Origin of the sequence: Devosia oryzisoli, from assembly GCF_014837245.1 — a bacterium.
GTDB lineage: Bacteria > Pseudomonadota > Alphaproteobacteria > Rhizobiales > Devosiaceae > Devosia > Devosia oryzisoli.
This window is the reverse complement of record NZ_JACYFU010000004.1, coordinates 180,205-199,384: the sequence shown is the minus strand read 5'-3', so window position 1 is coordinate 199,384 and position 19,180 is coordinate 180,205. Positions and strand designations below refer to the sequence as shown.

The 19,180-nt window shown below is 64.6% G+C and carries 17 protein-coding genes; 7 read left to right on the top strand and 10 right to left on the bottom strand.

Annotation, left to right across the window (positions count from 1 at the left end; genetic code table 11):
* Positions 1-515 precede the first annotated feature (515 nt).
* From IC608_RS15395 to IC608_RS15385, 3 genes are all read left to right on the top strand, one after another.
* Positions 516-1,526 (top strand): iron ABC transporter substrate-binding protein, encoded by a 1,011-nt coding sequence (locus IC608_RS15395; protein ID WP_191777355.1) that lies wholly within the window; start codon positions 516-518, stop codon positions 1,524-1,526.
* 71 nt (positions 1,527-1,597) lie between these two features.
* Positions 1,598-3,139 carry an ABC transporter permease gene (locus tag IC608_RS15390; RefSeq protein ID WP_191777665.1) on the top strand — a complete coding sequence of 514 codons (1,542 nt, stop codon included), beginning with the start codon at positions 1,598-1,600 and terminating at the stop codon, positions 3,137-3,139.
* Complete coding sequence (locus tag IC608_RS15385) at positions 3,136-4,203, top strand: ABC transporter ATP-binding protein (protein ID WP_191777353.1); 1,068 nt, start codon at positions 3,136-3,138, stop codon at positions 4,201-4,203. The genes IC608_RS15390 and IC608_RS15385 overlap by 4 nt, the downstream gene beginning before the upstream one ends.
* A 210-nt stretch (positions 4,204-4,413) precedes the next feature.
* On the opposite strand, the gene IC608_RS15380 is transcribed toward IC608_RS15385, so the two are convergent.
* From IC608_RS15380 to IC608_RS15370, 3 genes are read right to left on the bottom strand one after another with little or no spacing between them, the layout of a single operon-like run.
* The gene (locus tag IC608_RS15380; protein WP_191777351.1) at positions 4,414-5,226 is read right to left on the bottom strand and encodes a DeoR/GlpR family DNA-binding transcription regulator; all 813 of its coding nucleotides are present in this window, start codon (positions 5,224-5,226) and stop codon (positions 4,414-4,416) included.
* Positions 5,223-6,239, bottom strand: a complete 1,017-nt coding sequence (locus IC608_RS15375; protein ID WP_191777349.1) for a protein phosphatase 2C domain-containing protein — start codon at positions 6,237-6,239, stop codon at positions 5,223-5,225. Before IC608_RS15375 ends, IC608_RS15380 begins: the two co-directional genes overlap by 4 nt.
* A gap of 39 nt (positions 6,240-6,278) precedes the next feature.
* Positions 6,279-7,271: an extracellular solute-binding protein gene (locus IC608_RS15370; protein ID WP_191777347.1), complete on the bottom strand. Its 993-nt coding sequence runs from the start codon at positions 7,269-7,271 to the stop codon at positions 6,279-6,281.
* Positions 7,272-7,396: 125 nt separating this feature from the next.
* On the opposite strand from IC608_RS15370, the gene IC608_RS15365 reads away from it, so the two are divergent.
* Genes IC608_RS15365 through IC608_RS15355 form a run of 3 tightly spaced genes read left to right on the top strand, consistent with a single transcriptional unit; the run spans position 7,397 to position 10,286 of the window.
* A complete protein-coding gene (locus IC608_RS15365; protein ID WP_191777345.1) occupies positions 7,397-8,452 on the top strand; it encodes an ABC transporter ATP-binding protein in 1,056 nt (351 codons plus the stop codon).
* Between the two features lie 5 nt (positions 8,453-8,457).
* Entirely contained in the window at positions 8,458-10,098 is a 1,641-nt protein-coding gene (locus IC608_RS15360) for an ABC transporter permease (RefSeq protein WP_210316378.1), read from the top strand.
* On the top strand, positions 10,095-10,286 hold the full coding sequence (locus tag IC608_RS15355) for a plasmid pRiA4b ORF-3 family protein (RefSeq protein WP_191777341.1): 192 nt from the start codon (positions 10,095-10,097) through the stop codon (positions 10,284-10,286). Before IC608_RS15360 ends, IC608_RS15355 begins: the two co-directional genes overlap by 4 nt.
* An 83-nt stretch (positions 10,287-10,369) precedes the next feature.
* Here IC608_RS15355 and IC608_RS15350 read toward each other — a convergent pair whose 3' ends face one another.
* The gene (locus tag IC608_RS15350; protein WP_191777339.1) at positions 10,370-10,573 is read right to left on the bottom strand and encodes a CsbD family protein; all 204 of its coding nucleotides are present in this window, start codon (positions 10,571-10,573) and stop codon (positions 10,370-10,372) included.
* A 174-nt stretch (positions 10,574-10,747) separates the two neighbouring features.
* Positions 10,748-11,488 carry a phosphoribosyltransferase gene (locus IC608_RS15345; protein ID WP_191777337.1) on the bottom strand — a complete coding sequence of 247 codons (741 nt, stop codon included), beginning with the start codon at positions 11,486-11,488 and terminating at the stop codon, positions 10,748-10,750.
* A gap of 66 nt (positions 11,489-11,554) precedes the next feature.
* On the opposite strand from IC608_RS15345, the gene IC608_RS15340 reads away from it, so the two are divergent.
* Entirely contained in the window at positions 11,555-12,721 is a 1,167-nt protein-coding gene (locus tag IC608_RS15340) for a M20 aminoacylase family protein (protein ID WP_191777335.1), read from the top strand.
* Here IC608_RS15340 and IC608_RS15335 read toward each other — a convergent pair.
* Genes IC608_RS15335 through IC608_RS15315 form a run of 5 tightly spaced genes read right to left on the bottom strand, consistent with a single transcriptional unit; the run spans position 12,718 to position 19,172 of the window.
* A complete protein-coding gene (locus tag IC608_RS15335; RefSeq protein ID WP_191777333.1) occupies positions 12,718-13,599 on the bottom strand; it encodes a nucleoside hydrolase in 882 nt (293 codons plus the stop codon). The two genes, IC608_RS15340 and IC608_RS15335, sit on opposite strands and share 4 nt — an antisense overlap.
* On the bottom strand, positions 13,592-15,391 hold the full coding sequence (locus IC608_RS15330; RefSeq protein WP_191777331.1) for an adenine deaminase: 1,800 nt from the start codon (positions 15,389-15,391) through the stop codon (positions 13,592-13,594). The genes IC608_RS15335 and IC608_RS15330 overlap by 8 nt, the downstream gene beginning before the upstream one ends.
* Positions 15,392-15,394: 3 nt before the next feature.
* The gene (locus IC608_RS15325) at positions 15,395-16,780 is read right to left on the bottom strand and encodes a M20/M25/M40 family metallo-hydrolase (RefSeq protein ID WP_191777323.1); all 1,386 of its coding nucleotides are present in this window, start codon (positions 16,778-16,780) and stop codon (positions 15,395-15,397) included.
* Positions 16,777-18,114: an amidohydrolase family protein gene (locus IC608_RS15320; RefSeq protein ID WP_191777321.1), complete on the bottom strand. Its 1,338-nt coding sequence runs from the start codon at positions 18,112-18,114 to the stop codon at positions 16,777-16,779. The genes IC608_RS15325 and IC608_RS15320 overlap by 4 nt, the downstream gene beginning before the upstream one ends.
* Entirely contained in the window at positions 18,111-19,172 is a 1,062-nt protein-coding gene (locus tag IC608_RS15315; protein WP_191777319.1) for an ATP-binding cassette domain-containing protein, read from the bottom strand. The genes IC608_RS15320 and IC608_RS15315 overlap by 4 nt, the downstream gene beginning before the upstream one ends.
* Positions 19,173-19,180 lie beyond the last annotated feature (8 nt).

Below are 19,180 nucleotides of genomic sequence, written 5' to 3'. Positions count from 1 at the left end.
CTGAAAAAGTGTCCTCTGCGATTGAGCGGTGGAGGCTGTGGCTGCTGCCCACGATAACGACCCGCCTTGCTCCCACGATAAGCCTGCCCACAACGCTTCTGAGGTAATTGCGCCAGAGGATGGGATCGGCGTGCCGCAGCTTCTCCTTGAGCGTGCGGGAGAAGGCACGTTTGGCGCCAACTTGCCTGCCGGCAGTTCAGGTGGGACTACCTCCTGCGAAGCATTCGAGCTTCCCGCTCGACATCAAGAAGAGCTTCCACGCAAACTAGACTCCAGCTTCTGTCGCCGTCGCCCTGCTCACCACCGTGCTGTATCTCGGCTTTCGCGCGACAGGCTGCTTCCGCGCCGTCTAACCCCACCGTGTCTGCCGAGGTCTGAGACCTACACACCGCTTGGGCAACTGGAGGCGCTGCGGCAGCAGGCCGCCGGGCAAACTTAAGTTGACAAGGACAATCATATTTGAATAAGTCCCCGGTGTCGTGATTGCTACATCAGCTCCCCCGGAAGGATCGTCCATGAAGTCCATCGTCTCCCCCTTCGCGCGCATGCTTGCCCTCGGCGCGGCCTTCGTAGCCCTGTCGTCGGCCGCCTTCGCCCAGGATGGCGAGCTTGTCGTCTACAACGCCCAGCACGAAACCCTGACACAGGCCTGGGTCGACGCGTTCAAGGCCGAGACCGGCATCGATGTCGTGGTTCGCCAGGGAAGCGATCTCGAGCTGGGCAACCAGATCGTGCAGGAAGGGACCATGTCGCCCGCCGACGTGTTCCTGACCGAAAATTCGCCTGCCATGGTGCTTGTGGACAATGCCGGACTGTTCGAACCGCTGCCGGCAGACCTCCTCGAGCAGGTTCCGGCCCAGTTTCGCCCGGAGAACGGGCACTGGACCGGTATCGCCGCCCGCGCGACGGTTTTTGCCTACAATACCGATAAGCTCAGCGAAGACATGCTGCCCAAGACCATGGCCGAGCTGGCCGATCCGGCATGGCAAGGCCGCTGGGCCGCTTCCCCGGGCGGCGCCGACTTCCAGGCGATCGTTGCAGCCTATCTCGCCCTTAACGGGGAAGAGGCCACCAAGACTTGGCTCGACGGCATGAAGGCGAACGTGGTTTCGCTCCGCGGCAACCGCGCCGCCATGGCAGCCGCCAACAATGGCGAGGTCGATGGTGCGCTGATCTATCACTACTACTGGTTCGGCGACCAAGCTGGCACCAAGGAAAGCAGTGACAAGATTGCCCTCCATTACTTCAAGAACCAGGATCCTGGCGCTTTCATTTCCATTTCGGGCGGCGGCGTGCTGGCGACCAGCCAGCACAAGGAACAGGCGCTGCAGTTCCTCAAGTTCGTGACCGGTGCGGGCGGCCAGACCGTGCTGCGCGACGATTCCTTTGAGTATGCCATCGGCGTCGACCAGGCGGCCAATGCGGCGCTGGTGCCGCTGGAGGACCTGGAAGCGCCCGCGATCGATCCGACCCAACTCGACAATAGCAAGGCGGCGGAGTTGATGACTGCCGCCGGCTTGCTCTAAAGAGGCACTGATGCCGCCCGGACTGGTTCGGGCGGCGTTTCTTGGATTACTTGGCATTGGCAGCAACTGAGATGATCGTGCGCAGGCGCCGCACGCCGGTGGGTTTTGCAACTCTTGCGGCGCTGGCTGTTGCTGTGGCGATCCTGTGTTCGGTGCCGCTGCTGTTTGTCACGTGGGTGGCCTTCGACAGCGGCTGGGCTGAGGTTGCGACTCTCGTGTTCCGCCCCAAGGTGGGCGAGTTGCTCGTCAATACGGTGCTGCTCCTGGCCATTACGCTGCCCCTCGCCATAAGCCTTGCGGTTAGCTTTGCCTGGTTGGTGGAGCGGACCGACCTGCCAGGGCGCGGCCTTTGGTCGTGGCTGATGGTTGCCCCGCTGGCGGTTCCCGCCTTCGTCCACTCCTATGCCTGGAGTGCCTTCGCGCCAGGTTTTCATGGCCTGTGGGCCGCGGTCGCGGTGTCCATTCTCGCCTACCTGCCGTTCTTGTACCTGCCGGTGGCCGCGAGCTTGCGGCGGCTCGATCCGGCGCTCGAGGAAACCGCAGCGGCTTTGGGCAAGCCGCCAATGGTGGTGTTCTTTCGCATCGTGCTGCCGCAGTTGCGAATTGCGATCTGGGGGGGCGCGCTGCTGGTGGCGCTGCACCTCCTGGCCGAATACGGGCTCTTCGTGCTGACCCGTTTCGACACGTTCGCGACAGCGATCGTCGATCAGTTCCAGTCCGTCTATAACGGCCCGGCGGCCAACCTGCTCGGCGGCGTTCTCGTTGTGGCCTGCCTTGTCCTGCTCCGGGCCGAATCTGCGTTGCGGGGCGACGAGCGCTATGCCCGCATCGGTTCAGGGTCTATTCGACGAGCCGAAAGACAATCGCTTGGGCCTCTGCGATGGGGTGCCATGGGCCTGGTGCTCATCTTTACCCTCTTTTCGCTGGGCGTGCCGCTGTGGACGCTGTCGCGCTGGCTGTGGCTGGGCGGCGCTGCGATCTGGCGGCTCGACGCCGTATTGCCGGCGCTGGGGCAGACAGCGGCCCTCGCCCTTGGCGCGGCGCTGCTCACGACCATAGCCGCTTTTCCCATCGCCTGGCTCAGCGTGCGCGCGCCGAGCCGCTCGCAGCGCCTGCTCGAGGCGGCCCATTATTATGTGGGCGCTTTGCCCGGGGTGATCGTGGCGCTGGCGCTGGTCACCATCACGGTACGTCTGGCACCCTCGCTCTACCAGACCATGGCGACGCTGGTGATCGCCTATATGCTCATGTTCCTGCCGCGCGCCGTGGTCGGCCTGCGCTCCAGCATCGCCCAGGCGCCGCCCGAACTGGAACGCGCAGCCTCGAGCCTGGGCAAGCGGCCCATGGTTGCCATCGCGCGCACCACGCTGCGGCTAGCCATGCCCGGCGCCACCGCCAGCACGGCCATGGTCGCGCTCGGCATCGCCAACGAATTGACGGCGACGCTGATGCTGGCGCCCAATGGCACGCGAACGCTCGCCATGCGCTTTTGGGCCTATACGGCCGAACTCGACTTCTCGTCCGCGGCGCCGTACGCCTTACTGATGATTGTCCTCTCCCTGCCGCTCGTCGTGCTGCTGCGCTTTGAATCGCGCAAGATCGGTCAGATATGAGCGACCTCGTCATCACCGCTGCCCACAAACGCTATGGCAAGACCATCGCGCTCGATGCCGTCTCGCTCACCATCGCCGCGGGCAGCCGCGTCGCGATCGTCGGGCCGTCGGGCTCGGGCAAGACCACGTTGCTGCGCGCCATTGCCGGCTTCGAGACGCTCGATGCCGGCTCGATCCGGCTGGGCGAAATCGCGCTCGAAGACGACAAGGGTCCAGTGCCGTCGCACCGCCGCCAAATCGGCTATGTGGTGCAGGAAGGGGCGCTGTTTCCGCATATGTCGGTGGCCGACAATGTGCGCTTCGGCATGATCGACCCACCATCGGCAAGGGGCGGCAAGGCGGCCGAACTGCTGCAGCGCGTGGGCCTGCCCCCCGATGTCGGCATGAGGCGTCCGCATGAGCTTTCGGGCGGACAGCAGCAGCGGGTGGCGCTGGCGCGCGCCATGGCCCGCTCGCCCAAGGTCATGCTGCTCGATGAGCCGTTTTCGGCCCTCGATACCGGATTGCGCGATGCCATTCGCGACATGGTGAGCTCGGTGCTGGGGGAAGCGGGCATCACCACGGTGCTGGTGACGCATGACCAGAAAGAAGCGCTGTCCTTTGCCGACCGCGTCGCCGTGATGCAGGACGGCCGCCTGGTTCAGGCCGGTACGCCCGAGGAAGTCTATCTCAAGCCCGTCAATGCCCAGACCGCCCGGTTCCTGGGCGACGCGATCATCCTCAATGCCATGGTCCAGGACGGGACCGCGCATACGCTCTTGGGACCCGTTCGTGCCACGGGACCGTCGGGTCCGCGCACGATCATGCTGCGGCCCGAACAGGTGCGGATCACCCCGGCCACGGGCGAAGGGCAGGGCAGCCGCGGCCGGATCGTGGCGCGCAGCTACGAGGGGCCAACCTGGCGCACCGTGGTGGAGCACCTGCCCGACGCCACGGACGAGATGGTCCTTGAAACGGCGAGCCTTTTCACCATTTCGGTGCCCGGCCCGGCATCCCTCCCGGCCGGCACGGTGGTTGCCATCGCGGTGGTCGGGGAAGCCCATAGCTTCCCCGCGCGCTCATAGAGGTTCAAATCCGTAAAGTTGCCTGCAGGTGGCCGTGAAGCTCCGTGCACTCTCTCCCGGACGGCGGACGATGGAGCCTGCACGCTTGGAGATTACCCTGATGCGCACTGGTAACAGACGCCGTGCTCGGTGCTGCCGCCGCGCCTGGTCGATACCGTTATGCACGGTGGAGTTCAGATCTCAAACCAACGCCAAGACTGCGATCAGCACTTAGTCGAGCGCGATTATCCGGGTCGAGGCAAGGATCGAAGCGTTTTCGAAGCGCTCGGCCGGGTCGCCATTGGTGATCAGAACGTCGACGTGGGACATCTGCACTACGACGTGCGGAGCGCGCCGGTCGAACTTCTCGTCATGCGCCACCAGGATCACCTGGCGTGTATGGGGCAGGATCGAGCGCACCAGGTCGACTTCCATGGGATCGAATTCCTGTACCGTGCCGTGGCGGTCGATCGCGCTGGCTCCGATGATGGCGACGTCGAACTTGAAGCGCTGACGGCTCTCGTCGGCCAGCGTCAGGATCGAAGAGTCCTTGTTGCGCACATAGCCGCCGTAGACATAGACGGTCGCCTCCGTCTTGAGCGCGCAGGAATGAGCAACTTCGAGATTGGGCGTTGCCACCAATACGCCGGGGTGATCGGCCAGGACTTCGTGCAGTGAGTCGAAGGTCGTTCCCAGCCCGACGAAGACGGTGGCGCCCGGCGTCAGGAATTCGGCCAGCGCCGCTACGAGTTGCCGCTTGACCCCAGACTGGACGCCGTGGCGTTCGCCGTGGGTGTGATGCGCCACGCCCGGGGAAGCGAACGCGCCGCCAAATCCCTTCTGCAGCAGGCCCTGCGTCTCGAGCGTCCTCAGGTCGCGCCGGATGGTCTGGTAGGTGACGTCGAAGCGGGCCGCCAATTCGGCCACGGAGGCCGCGCCGTTGGTCCGCACCGCCTCCAGTATCGCCCGCCGCCGGTGCTTGACCCGGCCGCTTTCCGGCGCGCCGGCCTCGACCGGCAGGTGCGGCGCGGCCCCGCCGCTCATTTCAGGCGCACACCGAGATAGCTGCGATCATCAGTGAGCTGTGTCTCGGTCGTGCCCTTGGTGCTCATGTAGCGCCCGATCTTGTGAATGTCTTCCGCCTCCACCTCGGCGAAGGCGCGCTCCCAGGCGGCGACGCCGAACCCGTCGCCTAGCTTGAAGTAACCGTCCGAGAATAGCTCGATCGTCTCGATATCCCCCAGCGCGTAGCTGCGCGTTTCGACATAGCGCGCGGGAACGGCAAAGCCATCGATGCCGCCATAGCCGAGTACCGGGTCGGTGACGTTCTGGAAATTGCCCTGTCCGTGCGCGATGCCGTGCTGGACCAGCAGCAGGATTTCATCTTCCGGCACGTCCGGCAGATGCTCCCGGCACGCCTTAAGGGCGCGCGCCTCGATCGTTTCGATCACGGCGCCATCGGCGGTGGGTGTGCCCTCGACCTGGTTCCGGGTCCCCTGCCATGTCATGGCCATGGCCTGGGCATCGCACTCTTCGGGCGTCAGGCCCTGGGCGCAAAAATAATGCCAGGCCTCTCGCCGCAGGATAGCGGTGACGTCATCGAGGGGCTTGAGCACCTGCAGGGTGTCGGCGCCATTGATGCGAATGCCGCTGTCGCCGACGGCCACCACTTCGAGGCGATCGTTGATCAAGAGTGCGGCCATGACCGTGCAGCCGCCGCGCAGCTTCCAGTCGGCTTCGACTGCGGCCACGGCATCGTTCTGCACATAGCCCTGGTAGATGGCCTTGCCGAGGTAGTCGACGAAGTGCTCGCCGCCCTGGAACTGCAGCTCCGGCCTGTCCGGCTGGCCCTGGGCGAGGAGGAATTCTTCCACCGCGCGCTTGACGGTGCGCGAGGCAAACTGCCCCGACAGCATGCCGCCATAGCGGGTGCCGTTGCGGTCGGTTACGCCGTCGATAACGGCGTAACCGAGGTTTGGCATGATCACGAGGCTGTCTTCATTGGCTTCCGGATGGCCAAATTTCTTACCCAGCGTGAAAGCTTCGAGCTGCCTCATGAGGTCCTGCTTTGGTCGTTTTCAGTCAGAAGAAGCGGATTATTCGCCGATGGCGGTCCGCCACTTGGCCAGCACTTCTTCGGCACCGCCGAAGTCGCTGAGCGGCTTCACGTTGACCAGGGTCAGGTCGGCCAGGTTCGGCGTTCCGGCCGGGCCTTCCACGTCGACACGCACCGAACGGCGGCCGATGTCCATAGCCAGCTTTTCCTGCGTGGACTTGGACATGGCCCAATCGATGAAGGCCTTGCCACCTTCGGGGTTCGGCCCACCCTTGACCAGGGCGACGCCATCGGGCGTGGCCGCCGTACCGTCTGTCAGGTGAACGATGGAAATCGGTGCGCCGCCCTGGACATATTCAAGGGCGTTGTCTTCCAGCGTCAGGCCCATCGACGTCTCGCCATCGGCCACGAAGCGCGGCACGGCCCCCGAGGAATCGGTGAAGACGAAGTTCTTGGCGATCTCGGCATATTTGTCCCAGCCTTCGTCACCGAACACGGTGAGGACCGTCTGTAGCTGCTGCATCGCCGAGCCCGAGCCATCCGCACGGGCACTGGCGATCTGCCCGGACCATTTCGGATCGGCGAGTTCTGCCCAGGTCTTGGGAGCGGTGTCGAGCGGCTGCAGGTCGGTGTTGACGGCCAGCACGTAGACCACCGCGGTATAGGGCGTCCACGAGGGATCCTTGATGAACTGCGGATCGATCTTATCGAACTCGGGCGGCGTGTAGGGTTCCAAAAGGTCCTTGAGCTCGGTCAGTTGGCTGCCCGAGATCGACCAGATGACGTCGGCGGCCGGAGCGCCCGCCTCGGCCTGCACGCGCTTGGCGATATCGCCCGAACCGAGCTTTACCACTTCCGCCTTGAGGCCCGTCTCCTGTTCGAAGATGGGCAGAAGCGTATCCACGATCGACGACTTGTGCGCCGTGTAGATCACCACCGAGCCTTCCTGGGCGATCGCTAGGGTGCCCAGGCTGGTCGAAGCGATCAGCGCGGCCGCTGTCAGTCCCAGGAATGTACGTTTGCGAATGTTCATCGGAATCCTCCCGTTCGTTTTTGATCATTGGTAGATCGATTTTATCCTGAACCGGGTGGAAATTTGTTGCAATGCGAAAGTTGCTCAGTGTCTTATGGCGACACGGCGAGGGGAGAAGGACACCAATGAGCTACTTGACGGTCAACAATGCCACCAAGCAGTTCGGCGAGAGCTTTATGGCCCTCAATGGCGTGTCCATCGCAGTGGAGCGCGGCGAGTTCTTCACGCTGCTTGGCCCCAGCGGTTGCGGCAAGACCACCCTGCTGCGCGCCATTGCCGGCTTCAATGACCTGACTTCGGGCGAGATCACGCTCGCTGGCTCCAACCTTCGCGCCGTGCCGCCGCACCAGCGCGATATCGGCATGGTGTTCCAGGACTATGCCGTCTTCCCCCATCTTAGCGTCTTCGACAACGTCGCCTTCGGCCTCAAGCCGCGCAAGGTTTCTGCCGCCGACATCAAGGCGCGCGTCATTCCCGCCCTCGACTCCGTACGCCTCGGCGACATGGCGCAGCGCCTGCCCGCTGCCATGTCGGGTGGCCAGCAGCAGCGCATCGGCCTGGCGCGCGCCATGGTCATCAATCCGCGCCTCCTGCTCATGGACGAGCCCCTCTCCAACCTCGATGCCAAGCTGCGCATCGAGTTGCGCGAGGAGATCCGCGACATGCAGCAGCAGATCGATATCGCCACGATCTACGTGACGCACGACCAGGAAGAGGCGCTGGCGATCTCGGACCGCATCTGCGTGATGAATTCCGGACGCATCGAGCAGGTGGGAACGCCGCAGCAGATCTATGGCGATCCGCAGACCCGGTTCGTGGCCGAGTTCGTGGGCACGCTGAACACGTTCCAGCCGGGGCCGGCGCTTGATGCCTTGCTGGGGCAGCTGGGGCTCTCCGCGCCGCCCGATGCAAGTTGGGCCGTCCGGCCCGAGCGACTCGTCCTCGCCGCCGCCGGGAGCCCGAACGAAGGCGCCGCGGCGCTCAACGGAACGGTCACCAAGTATACCTATCTCGGGCGCGAAGCGCATGTGCAGGTGGAAACGCCGGTGGGCAGCCTCGTGGTGCAGGTGGCCAATCCCGGCATGGCGGCGACCCGCCAGGCCGGCGAGGCGGTCTCCGTGCTGGTGCCGCGCGACGCGCCCATGGCCTTCGGCGCCGATGGCGCCCGCATCGGAGGGTGACGGCCATGCCCCGCTTCAATTTCTGGACCGTGGTGATGATCCTCACCTGGGTCCTGCTGTTCGTGCTGCTGTTCATCCCGGTCGGATCGGTGCTGGTTTCAAGCTTCTATGACCAGAGCGGCAACCTGACCTTCGGCAACTATCTCAAGTTCCTCAGCGAGCCGCGCTTCCACCAGGCCTTCGTCAACACGCTGGTGGTGGGCTTCGGCGGCCTGGCGGGGGCGTTGCTGCTCGGCTCGATCATGGCCTTCTGCGTGTCGCGCTTCGTGATCCGCGGCGGCAAGTTCGTCTCGCTGCTGGCGATCCTGGCGCTGGTGTCGCCGCCCTTCATCGGCGCCTATTCATGGATCGTGCTGTTCGGCGCGGGCGGGGTGGTACGCGGCTTCCTGCGCGACCTCGGCATCAGCATGCCGCCGATCTACGGCGTGGGCGGCATCCTCATCGTCTTCTCGCTCAAATTCTACCCCTATGTGTACCTTATGGTCTCCGGGGCCCTCAGCAACGTCAACCGCTCCCTTGAAGAGGCGGCCGAGGGGTTGGGCCTGACCCCCTGGCAGCGCACCTTCAAGATTTCCTTCCCCATGGTCTTTCCGGCGCTCACCGCCGGGGGGCTCCTGGCGCTGATCCACGCCATCGCCGATTTTGGCACGCCGCGCCTGCTTGGCCGCGGGTACAACGTGCTGGCCACGGAGGCCTTCACTCTCTACTCGGCCGAGATTGGCTCCAACCTGTCGATGGCCACGACGATCAGCGTGGTGCTGATCCTGGTGTCGATGGTGTTCGTGCTGCTGCAGCGCTACATGTCGCGCCGTAACGTCTACCACGGCAACATGATCAACAAGCCGGTGCGGATGCAGCTCAGCGGCTGGCGCAATGTGCTGGCGCATGTGGCGGTCTATTTCATCGGCCTGTGCGGGGCGATGCCGGTGATCATTTCGGTGATCTATTCGTTCCGCAAGACCAGCGGCCCCGTGTTCCAGGACGGCTTTGCGCTGCAGAGCTACGAACGGATCTTGTTCAACCTCGGCGACGTGGTGCGCAATTCCCTCACCTTCTCGGTGGCGGCCGTGGTGCTGATCGTGATGGTCGGGACGGTGGTCGGCGTGCTCGTGGCGCGGCGCACCAACTTCAATACCGCCCTGCTCGACGGCGCTTTCATGGTGCCCTACGTTATGCCCGGCATCGTCATCGGCATCGCCTTCATCGCCGCCTTCAACACCGGCCCGATTGTGCTGACGGGAACGGCGCTGATCATCATTCTCTCCATCTTCATCCGCCGCCTGCCCTACACGGTGCGCACCACCGCCTCCTCGCTGCGCCAGATTTCGCCCAGCATGGAAGAGGCCGCGGTCTCGCTCGGCTACAGCCCCTTCCAGGCGTTCCTGCGCATCACCGTGCCGCTCATCGTGCCGGGCATCATCGCCGGCGGCATGCTGAGCTTCGTCACCGCCATCAACGAGCTGTCGTCCTCGCTGGTGCTCTATGTCGGCAGCACCATGACCATGCCGGTGCGCATCTACCTGCTGATCCTCGATGGGGACTTCGGCACGGCAGCGGCCCTGTCCACCATCTTGCTGCTGATCAGCGGCTGCGCCGTCTATATCGCTTTCCGCTTCATGGGGAGGAACGAGCAGGCGTTGCTGTGAATGCCAAGTACAAACGCCCAATTGAGGACTATCATCTCATCGAGTCCGAGATCGGCGACCGCCGCTATGGCTATCCCGATCCCGACTGGGGCGACAAAATGCGCGGCGCCCGCTTTGCCCGCTGCGAGGCCGGCTTCACCTACACCCATGATGTCGGCGACGACTGGCGCCATTGCTATGCCGCCTAAAAGCGGCTGGGCAAGCTATCCAAAGTAACCCGGCGAAAGAAGGACCGGCTGCGGGCAGGCCCTTTCATGGGTTCAGTCGCGGATCACCAGGTCTGGCGACCATACCAATCGTCGACGTCCTTCCGGACCTCGTCCTTGGCCCGCCCGTAGCGCTCCTGGATCTTGCCTTCGAGTTGCTCACGGTTGCCATTGATCTGGGTGATGTCGTCGTCGGTGAGCTTGCCCCACTGTTCCTTGACCTTCCCCGTCATCTGTTTCCAGTTACCTTCAACGCGATTCCAGTCCATCGTCTGTCTCCTCGGTTCGTTGTGGAAAGGTAACGATGTCTGCCAGCAGACGTTCCGACGACGTTGCGGGGCTGGTCGCCGCCGCCTCGCTTGGCCGCGCCGAGTGCAGGGCTCCGAGGACGCGGAGGGACATTGTCGCTGGCCGAGCGCCACGCACCAGCCGCCTCTCTGGACCTAGGATGTCGCTTTTCTTGCCGAACCCTGGCTTGGTGGCGGAGAAATCGGCCCTTTTCCCGAAGGGTCGCGCGTCCATTCCCCCCGACCGGTCATCCTGAGCCTTGGGGACGTGAGCGCCGACCTGATGCGGCTTTCCCAGGACGCCAGCACCATGCGCCACCGTTCTCCCTGCAGCATGCCAACCACGATTGCCGCCGGAGCGAGGCCCGCAAGGTCGAGCAGCTTCAGCACGGCAGACGTCGACGCGCCCGAGCTGATGACATCGTCGATTACGACAATGCGCTTCCCCCGGAGCAGGGGGAGCATGCGCGGATCGAGATACAACGTCTTCTGGTGTTGCGGACTGGTGATCGAGGACAGCGGAACGGAGAGCTCTTCCTCGTACCAGAATTTGCGCGAGGTGCCGAGGGGCACCATGCGGGAGTGGCCAAGCCGGCGAGCGACATTATTGGCCAGTGGAAGCCCCAGCGTGGGCACGCCGACGATGACGTCGGGCGCAAAGGACCGGCAATGGTCGGCCATCGCGGACGCGATCGCGTCCTCGACGGCGAAGCTTGCCTGGTTGATGATCAGCGACGCTACAGCCTCGTCGCCTCTGCCCGGCAGAACCCGGATGGGCAAAAGGATTTCCCGACCATCTGGCAAGGTGGCCGGGTAACCGCGCGACCACCGCTCGCCACCGCCATACGTTCCTGCCGGTGCGACCACCTGCCAATATTCGTGGGGGAGATGGCTCAAGCTTTGACTCTTCCTCTGGCCCGGCTACTAGAGGGCCTGACGGTAACGTGGAGACCCTAGCGACCGATGCTGCATGGTGACAACACCCCTCTCGAACTCGATGCGATGATCGAGCTGCGGCATGACCTGCACCGCCATCCCGAGCTGGGCTTTGAAGAAGTGCGCACCAGTGCGATTGTTGCGCGACTGCTCGACGAGGCCGGTATCGCCGTGCATCGCGGGCTCGGGAAAACAGGGGTGGTCGGCACGCTGCAGGTGGGCGATGGCACGCGGCGCATTGCCCTGCGCGCCGATATGGACGCGCTCGCCATGCCCGAGTTGGCCGACCGCGACTACAAATCGACCGTCGCCGGCGCCATGCATGCCTGCGGCCATGACGGACACACGGTGATGCTGCTCGCTGCCGCCCGTCACTTGGCGCGCACCCGCAATTTTTCCGGCACCGTGCACTTTATCTTCCAGCCGGCCGAAGAGGGCAGGGGTGGCGCCAAGGCGATCATCGACGACGGCTTCTTCGCCCGCTTCCCGGTGGACGCGGTCTATGGCCTCCACAACATGCCGGGCCTTGCTACCGACGAGATGGCGGTCGTCGCCGGACCGCAGCTGGCATCGTCCGACAGCTGGACGGTCAACTTCACCGGCATCGGCACGCATGGCGCCAAGCCGCATCTGGGGCGCGACGCCGTGACGGCCGCGGCGCATTTCCTCACCATGCTCCACACCATCGTGGCCCGCCGCGTCGACCCGCTGCAGCCGGTGGTGGTCAGCGCCTGCGCCCTTGCCGGTGGTGATTTCGAAGCCCTCAACGTCATTCCCGACACCGTCCGCGTCGGCGGCACCGCCCGGGCCTATACCCCGGAAGTGCGCAACCAACTCGAAACCGAGATCGGGGTGCTGGCGCGGGGCGTCGCCGCGAGCTTCGGCATCGACGTCGCGTACACGTTCAAGCGCCGCATCCCGCCGGTGGTCAACCACCCCGACGCTACCCGTCGCGCCCTGGCTGCCGCCGCAGCGGTAACCGGCCGGCCCGTCGTGACCGATTTCCCGCCCTCGACAGCCGGCGATGACTTCGCCTTCTTCGGCGCGGAGGTGCCGGGCGCCTATGTCTGGCTTGGCAACGGCCCGGCCGTGGACGGCGCCCTGCACCACAATTCGCGCTACGACTTCAACGACGCCGCCATCCTGACCGGCGCCCGTTTCTGGACCACGCTGGTGGAGCAGGAACTGGCTTAGATAAAACCGCCGCGCAGCAGCGACAGCGCGCGTTCCGTATCGACCGCCATCGCCACCTGTGCTGGCCATCCGTCAGGGGTGACGCGGATCGCACCCGGGTCGTCCACCAGGTCCACCGCCAGCCGCATGCGCTCGATAGCAAAAATATCGGGCGCCAGCGCAAAGAGCATGACGCACGGATCGTGCAGCGGCCGGCTTTCGCGGCCATCGTGGAAATAGGCCCGCAGCAACGCTGCCGCCACCTCGCCATGCGCCGTGCCGCGAAGGCTTTCGAGATATGCCGCGTCCGCGCGCACCCTGCGGGTCACGTCGAGCGGGATCAGCGTCAGGTCGAGCCGGGCCACCAGCACCACCTGCAAGGCCTCGGGGTCCGAGGCGAAGTTGAATTCCGAATTCGGACCGACATTGCCCTTTTCATCGATGGCGCCACCCATGGCGATCACCCGCCCGATGCGGGCTGCTGCCTCGGGATGGGTCTCGATGAGCCGCGCCAGGTTGGTGAGTGGCCCCAGTGCCAGCACATCGACGGTGTGTGCCGGCCGCGACGTCAGTTGTTCGGTCATCCACGCCACGGCATCGGGTAGGGGCGGCGCATCGCTCGGCTTTAGAACGACCCCGCCCAGCCCGTCGTCGCCATGGATCGCCGCTTCATCGATGCTCTCGCGACGCAACGGCCGCGCCGCACCGATCGCCACCGGCACAGAACTGCCCATCAGCCGCAACAGACTCCCCGCATTGGCCGTCGTCTGCTCGATGCCGATATTGCCCGCAACGCTGGTCAGCCCCAGCACGTCGAACCGCCCGCACCCCAGGGCAAAAAGGATGGCGATGGCGTCGTCCAGCCCCGGATCGGTATCGATGATGACCGCGTCACTCATAAAGCGGCGCCAGCACCATTTCGGGCACCTTCACCAATCCTTTGTCAGTGATGCGAATTTCCGGGATCACCGAGAGGGGAATGAGGTTGAAGCCCATATAGGGGATCGAACAACCCACCTGCTCCCATGCCGTCTTGAGCGCCTGGTTCTCCGCCGCCACCTCGTGCACGCGCTTGTCCGACAGCAGCCCGGCAATGGGCAGTGCCACGAAGGCAAGGACTTTGCCATTCTCGACCACTGCGACGCCGCCATTGGCCGCCTCTATGGTGTCGAGCGCCAACTGCATGTCTGCTTCGCTGGTGCCGGCAATGATAATGTTGTGGCTGTCATGGCCCACGCTCGACGCCACAGCGCCGTTGCGGATGCGGAAATCGTGCAGCAAGCCGTGGGCGATGCCGCCCTCGGATTTGCCGTGACGCTCGATAACGGTGACGAAGCTGAGATTGTCCCGCTCGAGCACCGTTGCCCAATCGTTGGCCGGCGCGATCTCTATCTTGCGGTGCGGCAACACGATACCGGGCATCTCGATGCCGATGGCATTGGCGGTGACTTTTTCGGTCGGAAGCTCGGGGGTGAGTTTCAGGCCCTTGGGCAGGTGCACGGTGTGATAGGCGGCGTCGGGATAGCGGTAGCGTGCCGACAGCGTCTTATCGAGGAGCGCGGTTATTTTGCCGCCCTCAACCATTAGCTCGCCGCCATACCAGGTGTTGACCGGCTTGAGGGCATCATCGAGCAGCACCAGGTCGGCCCGCCGGCCGCCGCCGAGCCCACCGATTTCGTCCCCCATGCCGAAGCGCGTTGCGCCATGCAGCGATCCCATCGACCAGGCCTGCTCGGGGCTGACGCCGCAGCGGATCGCCTCGCGCACCACCCAGTCGAGACCGAATTGCAGCAGGTCGTCGGCGTCTCGGTCGTCGGTGCAGACGCAGAAGCGCTTGTGGCTGGCGCCCAACTCGGTGATCGGCTTGATCGCCTCGACGATCGAGTTCCAGGGCGTCGCCGGATTACCACCGCGCAGGAACACCCAGATGCCGGCGTCGACGAAATCGTCGCTGATGTCACGGTCGATCGCTTCGTGCGTGTCGGTGACGCCTGCTGCCGCATAAGGCGCCACGAATTCGCGCCCGTAGATGTGGCCCGAAACCGGCCTACCGCGCTTCAACGCCTCGGCGATAATGGCGTGGCTGCGCGGATCCCCCATGGCGACGGGCACGAAATCCATTTTCTCGCCCAGCGCTACCGCTTCGGGCCATTTGTCGAACAGCGCGCCGATCTTCTCCGGTGTCAGGTTGCCGCCCGCTGTTTCGAGCTCGGGCGAGGTGGCTGGCACTGTGGAGGGCACGGTGAGAAATATCGAGAGTGGCGCCAGCCGCGCATCCTCCAGCATGGCCTCGACCCCGGCCACGTCCATCACGTTGCCAATCTCGTGGCTGTCGCAGAAGATCGTCGTGGTGCCGTTGAGGAGCGCCGCCTCGGCATAGGCGCAGGCGGTCACCATCGAGCTTTCAATGTGGATATGCGGATCGACAAGGCCCGGCGCGACAATGCCACCCCTGGCATCATAGACCGCCTTGGGTGCCGGTGCGGCCTTATGGCTGCCCGCTGGCTTGACCGCAGCAATGCGTCCGCCGGAAATCCAGATTTCCTTGTCCGGGCTGATGCGCTCCGAGTAGGTGGAGAGCACGCGGGCGCCGGTGATCACGAGGTCGGCGGGGGCGCGGCCACCGGCCACTGCAGCCAGTTGGGTGATCTGCTGACAGAGCGGCGCGACGGAAAAGCGGATGATGGCCATGGCTCAAGTCTCCGAAAAAGCGTCGAGGATGCGAATCCAGGAGCGAATGCCCTTGGAAAAACTGGAGAGGTCGTATTTCTCGTTGGGGCTGTGGATGCGGTTGTCGAAACGGGCAAAGCCGATCAGCAGCGAATCCATGCCGAGCCGCTGCTTGAATTCTCCAAGGATCGGGATTGAGCCGCCGGTGCCGGCCAGTGCCGTCTCACGGTTCCACTCGGCGGTGAGCGCCTCTCGCGCCTTGGTGAGGAGAGCGCCGTCGAGCGGCATGCTACGCGCTGCCGCTGCGGCGTAGCTCTTGAAAGTGACGCTGCAATCGCCGGGGATCAGGCTTTCGACGAAGGACCGGAACAGCTGGCGGATGCGATGCGGATCCTGTCCGGCCACGAGGCGGAAGGAAATCTTGGCGCCGGCCTTGGCGGGAATGACTGTCTTGAACCCATCGCCGGCATACCCGCCCCACACGCCATGCACCTCAGCCGTCGGGCGCGCCCACACCTGTTCAAGCACGCTGCGCCCCGCCTCACCGGCCGGAATGGAAAGGCCGACATCGCCCAGGAACTTGACCGGGTCGAATGGCAGCCGCTCCCACTCGCGCCGATTGGCCTCCGACAGCTCTTCGACGCCGTCGTAGAAACCGGGAATGGCGACGCTCCCGTCTTCCGCCCGCAGCTTGCCGATAATGGTGCCGAGCAGTTGGGTTGCGTTGCGGGCCGCGCTGCCGAACATGCCCGAATGCAGATCCCGGTCGGCCGTGGTGATCTCGAACTCCTCCGAGACGAACCCGCGCCACATGGTGGTGATGGCCGGGGTTTCGCGATCCCACATGTCGGTGTCGCAAACGAGAATGGTATCGGCCTTGAGGTCCTCGGCGTTGGCCTCGAGGAACGGCCCGAGCGAGGGGGATCCGGCTTCTTCCTCGCCCTCGAACAACATGGAAACGCGGATCGGCAGCGATCCGGTCACTGCCTTCCAGGCGCGACAGGCCTCGATGAAGGTGAGGAGCTGGCCCTTGTCGTCCGAGGCCCCGCGCCCGAGAATATAGGTCTCGCCATCGGGTTGCGGCGCCAGCGACGGCTCGAACGGTGGGGTTTTCCAGAGTGCGATCGGATCGACGGGCTGCACGTCGTAATGACCATAGAACAGCACATGCGGACCCGGTTGTGCCGGTCCGTGCCCCACCACCATAGGGTGCCCGGCTGTGTCGCGTACGCTGGCATCAAAATCCAGCTCCGCCAACTGATCGCGCAGCCATACGGCCGCGCGCCGGCAGTCGGCTGCGTATTCCGGCTCGGTCGAAATGGAGGGAATGCGGATCAATTCGAACAGCCGCGCGAGGCTCTGGTCGAGCTGGGCATCGGCGTGGGCAAGCACGGCATCAAGCTGGGTCATGGGGCAATGGTGTCCAGCCGCGCCATTTCGGTTTTGAACTGGCGGGCGATCTGGTTGGCGTCGGCAATGGTTTTGGTCGCGTCGAGCGTCAGGACCTTCCGGTCCCGCATCAGCCAACGACCAGCCACCATGGTGTCGGTGACATCCGAGGGCAGGGCGGCAAACACCAGTGCGGAGTAGGGGTCGTACATCGGGTGCATGCGCGGTGCCGCGAGGCTGACGCGGATCAGGTCCGCCTGCTTGCCTGCTTCCAGCGAGCCCGTTTTGAGATTGAGGCTGAGCGCCCGCGCCCCTTCGATGCTAGCCATCCGCACCACATCCACCGCCGGCAACGGCTTGCGCGATCCTCCCAATAGCTTGGCGAACATCGAGACGGGCGCAAGCTGGCTGAAGAGATCGAGCGTATTGCCGCTCATGGCGCCGTCGCTGCCGATCCCGACGGGCAGACCGGCGTTGCGCAGCTTCTCGACCGGCGAAATGCCTCTTCCCGCCTTGCCGTTGGATCGCGGATTGGTCACGACGCAAACCTGATGCTCGGACATCATGCGGATATCGGCGTCGTCCAGTTGCAGGCAGTGGGCGCAGATGAGGTTCGGTTTGAGCAAGCCCGCCTCGGCTGTCACCGCTATTGTGGACTTGCCGTGCGTATCGCGCGCCCAGTTCACCTCGAGGGTGGATTCGGCCAGATGCATCTGCACCGGCACGTCCGGATGCTCGGCGGACCATTCGGCCACCCGCGACATGGTTTCAAAACCAGTGGAATAGGGGGCGTGTGGCGCAATCGAGGGCGTCACGAGCGGATGACCGGCATAACGGTCAACCAGTTCCTCGACCCGGGCGAAGCCTTCGTCGAAGTCCTTGTGGTCGGGCGGATCGAAATCGGCCAGCGTTTGACCGACGATCGCGCGAAGGCCTGCTTCTGTGCAGACGTCGCCCACTTCGGTCTCGAAGTAATACATGTCGGCCACGGTGGTCACGCCACCGGCGATCATCTCCAGCGCCGAGAGCGCCGACCCGGCCCGCACCATCGCCGGCGATACGAATTTTCGCTCGAGCGGCAGGATGTAACGGTAAAGCCGGTCGTCCACATCCTCACCGAGCCCCCGGAACACCGACATCGCCATGTGACAATGGGCATTGACCATGCCCGGCATGACGATATCGCCGCCGCAATCGATAACCTCGGCACCGGCACCGGCACCGGCAATGACGGGGGCAGGGCCGGGGCCCAGTGCGGTGAGTGTCGTGCCATCGACCTGAACCCAGCCGCGTTCATGTACTGTGAGGTCGCCGTCCATGGTGACGACGAACGCGTTGGTGAGGAGGGTGGTCATTCCGGCTTGAGAATGGTGCATTGCTCGGGCACCGGCACCAGCTTCGCCGCGCTGCCCGGCTGCAGCACGCGGCTGAGCGGACCGTTTGCAACCAGCGCTCCTGCAGCGGTGTCACACTGGTACTGGTAGGCGCGCCCAAGATAGGTGCGCAGACCCAAGGTCGCCGGAATGCCTTCGACCGCCAAATTGTCCGTGACGGTGAGACCGTCAGCCCGGCAGGCGAGCACGAAGTCGTCGGGTATCTCGCCGAACTGCTCGAGCCCAAAGCTCAGCCGCACTCCACCAGCCGCTTCGGCCGTCACGAGGGCGCCGTCGCGCGCCACCACTTTCATGGGGATCAGGTTCTCGAAACCGACAAAGCGGGCCACGAAGGCATTGGCCGGGCGTTGGTAGAGGTTTTCCGGGGTGTCGAGCTGCATGATGCGCCCGGCGTGCATGATGGCCACACGATCCGAGATGGAGAACGCCTCCTCCTGGTCATGTGTCACATAAACAGAGGTTGTCCCGTTGGCGCGCTGGAGCTGGCGGATTTCCACCCGCATGTCGACGCGCAATTTGGCGTCGAGATTGCTCAGCGGCTCATCGAACATCAGCAGGGGGGGCTCGATCACGAGCGCCCGGGCCAGCGCCACGCGCTGCTTCTGCCCACCGGAAAGGGCAGCCGGCAACCGGTCGGCCAGATGATCGAGGCCCACGCGCTCGAGCATGGCATTGACACGTTTGGTGCGTGCATCGCCGGTAACATTGCGCTGCTTGAGGCCAAAGCCGACATTGTCGGCCACCGACAGGTGTGGAAATAGCGCATAGTTCTGGAACACCAGGCCAATATCGCGCTGGTGGGCGGGAAGGCGCGTCAGGTCGCGCCCACCCAGCGTGATGGCGCCGGACGTCGGCTGCAGGAAGCCGGCGACAAGACGAAGCGTCGTCGTCTTGCCACAGCCAGAGGCGCCGAGCAGCGAGACCAGTTCACCCTCAGCGACCTCAAGCGACAGGTCTTCGAGCACAAGGGTCCTGCCGTAATGGGCGGTGATGTTGCGAATGGAAAGCGGCTTGGTCACGGCTGACC

Excerpts from the sequence above, each read along its gene's own strand:
- IC608_RS15370 (WP_191777347.1), bottom strand. The coding sequence starts at position 7,271 with ATGAACATTCGCAAACGTACATTCCTGGGACTGACAGCGGCCGCGCTG.
- IC608_RS15350 (WP_191777339.1), bottom strand. The coding sequence starts at position 10,573 with ATGGACTGGAATCGCGTTGAAGGTAACTGGAAACAGATGACGGGGAAG.
- IC608_RS15385 (WP_191777353.1), top strand. The coding sequence starts at position 3,136 with ATGAGCGACCTCGTCATCACCGCTGCCCACAAACGCTATGGCAAGACC.
- IC608_RS15380 (WP_191777351.1), bottom strand. The coding sequence starts at position 5,226 with ATGAGCGGCGGGGCCGCGCCGCACCTGCCGGTCGAGGCCGGCGCGCCG.
- IC608_RS15360 (WP_210316378.1), top strand. The coding sequence starts at position 8,458 with ATGCCCCGCTTCAATTTCTGGACCGTGGTGATGATCCTCACCTGGGTC.
- IC608_RS15390 (WP_191777665.1), top strand. The coding sequence starts at position 1,598 with ATGATCGTGCGCAGGCGCCGCACGCCGGTGGGTTTTGCAACTCTTGCG.
- IC608_RS15365 (WP_191777345.1), top strand. The coding sequence starts at position 7,397 with ATGAGCTACTTGACGGTCAACAATGCCACCAAGCAGTTCGGCGAGAGC.
- IC608_RS15330 (WP_191777331.1), bottom strand. The coding sequence starts at position 15,391 with ATGGCCATCATCCGCTTTTCCGTCGCGCCGCTCTGTCAGCAGATCACC.
- IC608_RS15340 (WP_191777335.1), top strand. The coding sequence starts at position 11,555 with ATGCTGCATGGTGACAACACCCCTCTCGAACTCGATGCGATGATCGAG.
- IC608_RS15335 (WP_191777333.1), bottom strand. The coding sequence starts at position 13,599 with ATGAGTGACGCGGTCATCATCGATACCGATCCGGGGCTGGACGACGCC.
- IC608_RS15325 (WP_191777323.1), bottom strand. The coding sequence starts at position 16,780 with ATGACCCAGCTTGATGCCGTGCTTGCCCACGCCGATGCCCAGCTCGAC.
- IC608_RS15320 (WP_191777321.1), bottom strand. The coding sequence starts at position 18,114 with ATGACCACCCTCCTCACCAACGCGTTCGTCGTCACCATGGACGGCGAC.
- IC608_RS15395 (WP_191777355.1), top strand. The coding sequence starts at position 516 with ATGAAGTCCATCGTCTCCCCCTTCGCGCGCATGCTTGCCCTCGGCGCG.
- IC608_RS15375 (WP_191777349.1), bottom strand. The coding sequence starts at position 6,239 with ATGAGGCAGCTCGAAGCTTTCACGCTGGGTAAGAAATTTGGCCATCCG.